This window comes from Parolsenella sp., from assembly GCF_982402205.1.
On sequence record NZ_CEVYAT010000066.1, the window covers coordinates 1 to 8,364 of the forward strand.

At 63.4% G+C, this 8,364-nt stretch carries 7 protein-coding genes; 1 reads left to right on the forward strand and 6 read right to left on the reverse strand.

The features are described from left to right. Positions 1-171: 171 nt before the first annotated feature. From ygeW to AC1VTH_RS04860, 4 genes are all read right to left on the reverse strand, one after another. Positions 172-1,371 carry a knotted carbamoyltransferase YgeW gene (ygeW, locus tag AC1VTH_RS04845; RefSeq protein ID WP_481335006.1) on the reverse strand — a complete coding sequence of 400 codons (1,200 nt, stop codon included), beginning with the start codon at positions 1,369-1,371 and terminating at the stop codon, positions 172-174. A 118-nt stretch (positions 1,372-1,489) separates the two neighbouring features. After that, positions 1,490-2,875: a YgeY family selenium metabolism-linked hydrolase gene (locus AC1VTH_RS04850; protein WP_481335008.1), complete on the reverse strand. Its 1,386-nt coding sequence runs from the start codon at positions 2,873-2,875 to the stop codon at positions 1,490-1,492. 72 nt (positions 2,876-2,947) lie between these two features. Next, on the reverse strand, positions 2,948-4,162 hold the full coding sequence (gene dpaL / locus AC1VTH_RS04855) for a diaminopropionate ammonia-lyase (protein WP_481335010.1): 1,215 nt from the start codon (positions 4,160-4,162) through the stop codon (positions 2,948-2,950). Between the two features lie 471 nt (positions 4,163-4,633). Then, positions 4,634-6,025: a uracil-xanthine permease family protein gene (locus AC1VTH_RS04860; protein ID WP_481335011.1), complete on the reverse strand. Its 1,392-nt coding sequence runs from the start codon at positions 6,023-6,025 to the stop codon at positions 4,634-4,636. Between the two features lie 332 nt (positions 6,026-6,357). Here AC1VTH_RS04860 and AC1VTH_RS04865 point away from each other — a divergent pair, with 332 nt between their 5' ends. Beyond that, entirely contained in the window at positions 6,358-6,837 is a 480-nt protein-coding gene (locus AC1VTH_RS04865) for a hypothetical protein (RefSeq protein WP_293673247.1), read from the forward strand. 157 nt (positions 6,838-6,994) lie between these two features. Here the strand turns inward: AC1VTH_RS04865 and xdhC are convergent, their stop codons facing one another. After that, entirely contained in the window at positions 6,995-7,501 is a 507-nt protein-coding gene (gene xdhC, locus AC1VTH_RS04870) for a xanthine dehydrogenase subunit XdhC (RefSeq protein ID WP_293673248.1), read from the reverse strand. Then, positions 7,501-8,364: xanthine dehydrogenase subunit XdhB (xdhB, locus tag AC1VTH_RS04875; protein ID WP_481335012.1), on the reverse strand; the 864-nt coding region annotated here is incomplete at its 5' end. The genes xdhB and xdhC, both read right to left, overlap by 1 nt.

Genomic DNA, 8,364 nt, shown 5'->3' on the forward strand with positions numbered 1-8,364 from the left:
TAGGGGGCTCCATTCATATAAAAACGGTAAGCACCATGGTTCCCAGACGGACGCCCCTTCTTAGGGGGATGTCCGGGGCGTCCGTCTGGGTTCCAACTGACGCCGGCCCCAAGGCGGGGCCGGCTTAGGGGGTGTATCAGGCCTCGAGTCGGCTAAGCCGACGCGGGGGCATTAGGCCTGATACCAGCGGGGGGTGCCGGCGGCCTTGAGCGCCTTAAGCGTGGCGACGGGGTCGGCAACCTTCTGGAGGAACATCATGGCAGCGATGGCGTAGGGCTTGTAGGAAGCCTCCTTGTACATGCCGTCGCGGTGCATATCGAAGACGTCGGCCATGACCTCACCGTGCTCGCAGGAGACACCGGAGATGTCGGCGGGCAGCGGGTGCATGAAGATGGTGTCCTGGCCGTTGGCCGTCTTGGCCATGAGGTCGGTCGTGGAGCACCAATCCTGGTGCGTGGCGTTCTGGGCGAGAAGCTCCTTCTCGAGCGCAGCGATGCCGGCATCGTCACCCTCGGCGTAGAGGTTGGTGCGCTTCTCCATGGCGGCGTAGGGAGCCCAGGACTTCGGGATCACGATGTCGGCGCCCTCAAAGGCCTCGGCCATCGTGTTGACCTGCTTGAACGTGGTGCCGTTCTCAGCGGCGTAGCCCTTGGCGCGCTCGACGACCTCGGGCATGAGGTCGTAGCCCTCGGGGTGAGCCAGGGTCACGTCCATGCCAAAGCGCGGCAGCAGGGAGATGAGGGACTGCGGGCAGGACAGCGGCTTGCCGTAGGAGGGAGAGTAGGCCCAGGTGACGGCGACCTTCTTGCCCTTGAGGTTCTCCAGGCCACCGAACTCCTCGATGAGGTAGAGCATGTCGGCGGAGGACTGGGTGGGGTGGTCGGAGTCGGACTGCAGGGAGATCAGGGTCGGACGGTGGTCCAGGACGCCGTCGTTATAGGCCTGCTGCACGGACTCGGAGACCTCGGCCATGTAGGCGTCGCCCTTGCCGATGTACATGTCGTCGCGGATGCCGATGACGTCAGCCATGAAGGAGATCATCGTGGCGGTCTCGCGGACGGTCTCGCCGTGGGCGATCTGGGACTTCTTCTCGTCGAGGTCCTGCAGCTCGAGACCGAGCAGGTTGGAGGCCTTGGAGAAGGAGAAGCGGGTGCGGGTGGAGTTGTCGCGGAACAGCGAAACGGCCAGGCCCGAGTCAAAGATCTTGGACGAGATGTTGCGCTCGCGCAGGTCGCGAAGGGCGGCGGCGGTGACGTAGAGGGCCTTCAGCTCGTCGGTGGTCTTGTCCCAGGTGTGCAGGAAGTCGTTGTTGTACATGCCCTTGAAGTCGAGGCCGGAAAGCTCGTCAAGGTAGCTCTGGAAGTCGCTCATTGGGTTTCCTCTCCCCTATTGGATGGATTGCGGCCAAGGCCGCGGTACGCCGGCGCCCCAATCCCCGATCGGGGCGCCGGATTGGTTCTAGGCTAGCGCGAATGGAGCCAGACGGTGACTACTTGATGTCGTTGTCGGTAAGCTCGGCGCGGTAGGTCGTGGCGTTGCCGTCAGCCTGCGAGGGATCGTAGAGGTTGAGAGCGGCGACATAGAGGGCGGCGCAGGTGGGAAGGTCCTGCTTGTAGGTGACCTCGTTGGGAGCGTGGGCCTGGGACTCGGCGCCGGGGCCAAAGCCAACGCAGGGGATGCCGTAGCGGCCCTGGATGGAGACGCAGTTCGTGGAGAAGGTCCACTTGTCGCACAGCGGACGGCCGGTGCGCTTGTCCATGGACTTCTCGCAGCCAATGCGCTCGTCGCCGAAGAGGGCCTTGTGGGCGTCAACGAGGGCCTTGACGTGCGGAGCGCTCTCCTTGTTGATCCACGTCGGGAAGTAGGCCTCGGTCTCGTAGACCTCGCCGGTCCAGGACGGACGGTCGTACATGTACATGGAGACCTTGACGTCGTCGCCGTACTTCTTGACGGACGGCAGGTTCTCGACCTCGGCCAGGCAGGACTTGTAGGTCTCGCCGGCGGTCATGCGGCGGTCGATGGAGATGGCGCAGGAGTCAGCCACGGCGCAGCGCGACGGGGAGGTGTAGAAGATCTGCGAGACGGTGCAGGTGCCGCGGCCCAGGAAGCGGGCATCCTCGTAGTGATCGGGGTTGTACTTCGGGTCGAGCATCTTGACGAGGCCCTTGATGTCGGTCGACTCGTCGCAGCCGTTGTTGTTGAGGGCGCGGACGTCGGCGATGATGTCGGCCATCTTGTAGATGGCGTTGTCGCCGCGGTCGGGAGCGGAGCCGTGGCAGGAGGTGCCGTGAACGTCGACGCGGATCTCCATGCGGCCGCGGTGACCGCGATAGATGCCGCCGTCGGTGGGCTCGGTGGAAATGACGAACTCGGGCTTAATGCCGTCCTTGTTGTAGATGTACTGCCAGCACATGCCGTCGCAGTCCTCTTCCTGGACGGTGCCGACGACCATGATCTTGTAGCCCTCGGGGATGAGGCCCATGTCCTTCATCATCTTGGCAGCGTAGGTAGCAGAAGCCATGCCACCCTCCTGGTCGGAGCCGCCGCGGCCGTAGATGATCTCGTCGGTCTCGTAGCCCTCATAGGGATCGGCGTCCCAGTTCTCAATGTTGCCGATACCGACGGTGTCGATGTGGGAGTCGATGGCGATGATCTTGTCGCCCTCGCCCATAAAGCCCATGACGTTGCCCAGGCCGTCGACCTTGACCTCGTCATAGCCAAGGCTCTCCATCTCGGCCTTGATGCAGGCAACAACCTCACCCTCCTCGCAGGACTCAGAGGGATGGGAGATCATAGCGCGCAGGAAGCGAGTCATATCAGCACGATGAGACTCAGCAGCAGCCTTGATAGCGTCGAAATCGAGTTCTTTAGCCATTGTTCATAACCTTTCATACGAAGGGATCTACCTGTGAGGTGGCGGAGCGATACCTATTTACTCCGCCCAGTATTAGCAAGTGGGGTATTCGCCTTCCCAGACGATGCGACGGTACTGGTCGGGGTCCGTGTCGCCCTCGGTGGAGAAGCAGAGCACAGAGCTCGTCTTGTCCAGGCCGATGAGCTCCTTGAGCTCGGCGTACTCGGGATCGAGCATGAGAGTCTCGACCAGGCCGGTAGTCACTGCGCCGGACTCGCCGGAGATGACGCGCGGGTCACCCTTCTCGGGGGCGCCCAGGGTGCGCATGCCGCGAGCGGTGACCCAGTCGGGACAGGACACGAACGCGGTGGTGTGGTTGCGCAGGATATCCCAGCCCAGGATGTTGGGCTCGCCGCAGCACAGGCCGGCCATGATGGAGGGCATGTCGCCGTCCACGATGCGCGGGTCGCCGTCGCCGGCGGCAGCGCCCTTGTACAGGCAGGCGGCAGGAGCGCACTCGACCACAACGAAGGTGGGCGGGTTATCGGGATACAGGTTGGTGAAGTAGCCCACCACGGCGCCGGCGAGCGAGCCCACGCCAGCCTGGACAAAGACGTGCGTCGGGCGGTTGATGGCCATCTCGCGCAGCTGCTCGGCAGCCTCGGAGGCCATGGTGCCGTAGCCCTCCATGATCCAGGACGGGATCCTCTCGTAGCCCTCCCAGGCGGTGTCCTGGACGATCACGCCACGCTCGCAGGCGTCGGCCTCGGCCGCGGCCATGCGGACGCACTCGTCGTAGTTGACCTCCTCGATGGTCACCGTGGCGCCCTCGGCGGCGATGTTGTCGAAGCGGGGTTTGGTGGAACCCTTGGGCATGTGCACGACGGCCTTCTGGCCAAGCTTGTTGGCAGCCCAGGCGACGCCGCGGCCGTGGTTGCCGTCGGTGGCGGTGAAGAACGTGGCCTGGCCAAAGTCCTCGGCCAGCTCGTCGGAGGTCAGGTAGTCATACGTGCACTCGGCAACGTCCTTGCCCGTCTCGTCGGCGATGTAGTTGGCCATGGCGAAGGAGCCGCCGAGCACCTTGAAGGCGTTGAGGCCGAAGCGGTAGCTCTCGTCCTTGACGCAGAGGTTGCCCAGGCCCAGGCGAGCAGCCTGGCCGTCGAGGCGCGCGAGCGGGGTCACCGAGTACTGCGGGAAGCTCTTGTGGAACGCACGCGCCTTGGCGACGTGGTCGAGCGACATGATGCCGAGGTGGGCATCATCACTCTTGGGCATGTGGTTGATAGACCACTGAATCTTCTCGCTCACGATCGGGTACCTCCTTGATTGTGTTCATTCAACTATTTGTTTGATTACCAAACAAATAGTTTGTTACTCCATATGAAACCACACTTCCCTTGAGATTCAAGGCTGGTTTTGTGCCGATTGGCGAGCGTTGCGAAAATCGCCGCAAGCGTTATGTTGCGGCCTCCGGAAGCGCATTGGAACATGCCCCTCCCACCCGCGGAAATGACATAACATCGGGTGCTTCGTTGATGCTCGAAAACTTCAACGGACGCGACCCGGGCGCGCTCCGTCACAGCTCCAACACATTGCACGAGACGAACTGACTCGCACACGAGAAGAGGGCCACCCGCCGCAAGGCAGATGGCCCTCCAACACATACGGAAGTCACTCGGGGAAGAAGCACTTCCGATCGTGTCCTAACAAATTGTTAGGCGAGTCCGCGCGCAACGCGGCGCTTGTCACGTGCGAGCACGCGGGCGGCGCGCAAAGAGGCTAGGCGCGCTCGCCCTCGGACTCGTGGTCGTCGTCCTCGACGCGGAGCTTGGACTCCTCCTCCACCGGCTCGGGCGGCATGAGCAGGTTGAGGATGATGGCCATGATGGCGCACGGCGTAATGGCCGAGGTGCCAAAGATGGTGTTGATCCAGCCAGGCATGCCCGTGCCGGTGAGCGAGCCGGAGACCTGCGCGATGCCCAGGCCAAAGGCCACCGAGACGCCAAAGATGGTGCAGGTGCGCGGCGTGAGGCCGTCCTTAACGAGGATTCGGATGCCGTTCAGGGTGATCGTGCCAAAGACGCTAATCGTGGCGCCGCCGATGACCGGCTGCGGAATCATGAGCAGCAGGGCCGAGAGCTTGGGGCACAGGCCGGACGCGAGGAACACGAAGGCAGCGCCGCCAAAGACCCAGCGGTTGATGACCTTGGTGCTCACGATGATGCCCACGTTCTGGCCAAAGGCCGAGGTGGGAACGCCGCCAAAGAGCGACGAGATGATCGAGACGAGACCCTGCGCCGCGATGCCGCCACCGATTTCCTTGCCCTTGGGCATGCGGTCCATCGAGCCCGCCGTGGCCGCGGAGAGGTCGCCGATGAGCTGGATGTTCACCATGACGTAGATGATGGCGATGGTGATGCAGACCGCCGGGTCGAACGACAGCTCGTATGGCATGAACTTGGGCAGCGAGAACCACGCCGCGTCGGCGAGGCCCGAGGGGTCGATCAGGCCAAAGGGAATCGACACGAGGCAGCCGATGATCATGGCAAAGAAGATCGAGCCGATCTTGGTGATGCCCTTCGTGAAGTTCGTGAGGCCAAAGGTGATGGCAAAGGTCACAAGGCCCACAATCCAGTTCATGGCGCTGCCAAAGTTCTCGGAGCCCGCGCCGCCCGCGATGTAGCGAATGGCGGTGGGATACAGGCTCACGCCAATGGTGAAGATAACGGTACCGGTGACGAGCGGCGGGAAGATCCAGCGGATCTTGTCATAGAAGATGCTGAAGATGATCGCGACGATGCCGCCAATCATCTCGGCGCCCAGGATGACCGAGAAGCCAAACTCGCCGCCCACGGCCTGAAGCGCGGGCAGGAAGGCAAACGAGGCGCCCGTGAGGATGGGCAGGCCGGAACCGATGCGCCCGAACAGCGGGAACTGCTGCAGCAGCGTGTCGATGGCCGAGAGGATGAGAGCAACCTGAATGATCGCCGTCTCCTGCTCGGGCGTGAATCCGCAGGTGGTAGCAATCATCATGGCCGGCGTGATGACACCGGCAAACGAAGCCAGGACGTGCTGCAGAGACGTTGGGATGAGCGATCCCAGGGGCGGGAAGCCGTCGCGCTTGAACAGCGACTTGTCGAGACCCGACTCGGCCTGCTGGGGGTTTTCCATGAGCTATTCCTCTCAAGATGTGCTCTGGTACGCGCGTGTATGCGGCGCCGCCTTGTGCCCCGAGCGGCCCCGCCTCCTTCGCCCTGGTGGGCGGAAAGAATCAACCAAAAGAATATTCAGATGCGCTTACAAATAGTTTGGAACCCGCTTTCGAGGCGTAAGCGGTCGATATTCGTGGGCGAACGGTCGAGTTTGCCATCGATACGATAAACCCAGGGACAGGCTGAATGCACCTCGTGGCAAAAGAAGCGCAGGGCAAACTCGTCTCAACCAAAAGCTTCAAGGCTGCAACGTATACTTAACTCAAACATCTCGACAAGAAAGGTACGACCATGCTCGATATGATCAAGGCCGAGGAGGCCCGAGAGATTTCCCAGGCCGCCGACCCCACGCGCGAGACAGCCGCGGCCGACACCCTCTCCAACAACGCGATGAGCTGGGCCATTCGCAATGCCGTCCACCGCACGGATACCCGCATCCGCATGTATGCCAAGTTTGGCCACACGAAGCTCTCCGTGAAGTTTGCCCCGAGCGACGAGGACCGCGAGGGCGAGGGCAACTCCTTCTACAACGACCTCGTGGCCAACAGCAACACCAATGTCGCCGACGCCATCTGCGACATCATCTACGGCCGCGACCAGGAGCTCATCTCCCCCATCCAGACTGCGCGCCTTCTCAACACCTACAGTGCCCAGCTCGCCAAGTTCGTGAACGACCTGCAGCGTCTTGGCTACGAGGTCGAGGTGGGCAACGGCCTCGACAAGGGCAACGGCAAGATCGACAACAACACGATCGTCGTGAAGTGGGCCTAGCACAAGCCGAGCGGCCACAAGGAAATGCCGCCGCGAGCGTCACGGACGGCTTGCGGCCCACACGGCGCAACATGGTATCCGCACTAACAAGAACGACCCCGGACTCATCGCGTCCGGGGTCGTTCCTTTTCCAATAAAGCCGAGGTCAGGGTAGTTGTTACTCCTGGACGTCCTCGGTAGCTCCGCACTCGCCGTGAACGATTTCGATGGCCTTCTCGACGCCGTCGATGACGTTCTGGTAGCCCGTGCAGCGGCAGAGGTGGCCGGAGAGGTTCTTGCGAATCTCGTCACGGGTGTAGGTCTTGCCCGTGTTGATCATCTCCATGGCGCTCATGATGATGCCCGGGATGCAGAAGCCGCACTGGACGGCGAACTGGTCAACGAACGCCTGCTGAACGGGGTTGAGCGTGCCGTCCGGCTCCTGCAGGCCCTCGACCGTGATGATCTCCTTGCCCTGCGCCCAGTCGGTGAGGTAGAGGCACGTGTCGGTGGCGACGCCGTCGATGAGGACGGTGCAGGCACCGCACTCGCCCACCTCACAGCCGCGCTTGACGCTCGTGAGGCCCAGACGGTTGCGCAGCGTGTCGAGCAGCGACTCGCGCGGGTCGTAGCCCACCTGGACGGGTTTGCCGTTGACCGTGCACTTGAGGATCTTCATGTCCATTAGATATCAGCCCCTCCCCTGCGCGCCGCATAGATGAGGGAGCGCTTCGACATTTCCTTGATGAGCTGCAGGCGGAACTCCTTGGAGGCACGCCAGGAGTCGCGCGGGTTGGTGCAGGCGGCGGCGAGCTCGCCGATGCGCTCGGCAGCCTCGGCCACGTCGGTGCCGCGCACCGAGTCCTCGGCGGCAAGCGCCCTCATGGGCGTGGGACCGGCGACGCCAAACGCGAGGCGGATGTCGTCGATCGTGCGCTTGTCGTCGGCGAGCTTGACCAGGCAGCAGCAGCCCATCGTGGTGATCTCGAGGGCGCGGCGCTTGCCGTACTTGAAGTAGTAGCCCGTGAAGCCCTCATAGTGGCTCTTGGGGATGCGGATCTTGGTGAGGACCTCGTCGTGCTCCTTGTGGGAGCGGCCCGGCCCCGCGTACCCCTCCTCGATGGGGATGGTGCGCTTGCCGCGCACGCTCTCGACGTCGAGCAGGGCGCCGTAGGCGAACAGCGTCGAGGCGGAGTCGCCCGAGGTGGCAGCCGTGCAGACGTTGCCGCCGATGGTGCCCGAGACGCGCAGCTGCGGGCCGCCGGGGGTATCGCAGGCATCGCCCAGCGTGGGCACCGTGGCCTGGATGACGGGGCTCGTCGTCACGTGGTGGAACCAGGTGATGGGACCAATCTCGACGGTGCCGTCGTCAGCCAGCGTCACGCCGTCGAGCTCGTCGTGCAGCTCGTGGATCGAGACGAGGTGGGCGGGCGTGCCCTTGCCCTCGCGCAGCTTGACCAGCACGTCGGTGCCGCCGGCGATGACCTCGGCCTCGGGGTCGGCGGCGAGCGCCTGGCAGGCGTCGGCCACGCTCGTGGCCTCATACAG

What these genes read in the sequence shown, in the direction of transcription:
- AC1VTH_RS04865 (WP_293673247.1), top strand. Translation starts at nt 6,358, where the DNA reads ATGCTCGATATGATCAAGGCCGAGGAGGCCCGAGAGATTTCCCAGGCC.
- xdhC (WP_293673248.1), bottom strand. Translation starts at nt 7,501, where the DNA reads ATGGACATGAAGATCCTCAAGTGCACGGTCAACGGCAAACCCGTCCAG.
- AC1VTH_RS04860 (WP_481335011.1), bottom strand. Translation starts at nt 6,025, where the DNA reads ATGGAAAACCCCCAGCAGGCCGAGTCGGGTCTCGACAAGTCGCTGTTC.
- AC1VTH_RS04850 (WP_481335008.1), bottom strand. Translation starts at nt 2,875, where the DNA reads ATGGCTAAAGAACTCGATTTCGACGCTATCAAGGCTGCTGCTGAGTCT.
- ygeW (WP_481335006.1), bottom strand. Translation starts at nt 1,371, where the DNA reads ATGAGCGACTTCCAGAGCTACCTTGACGAGCTTTCCGGCCTCGACTTC.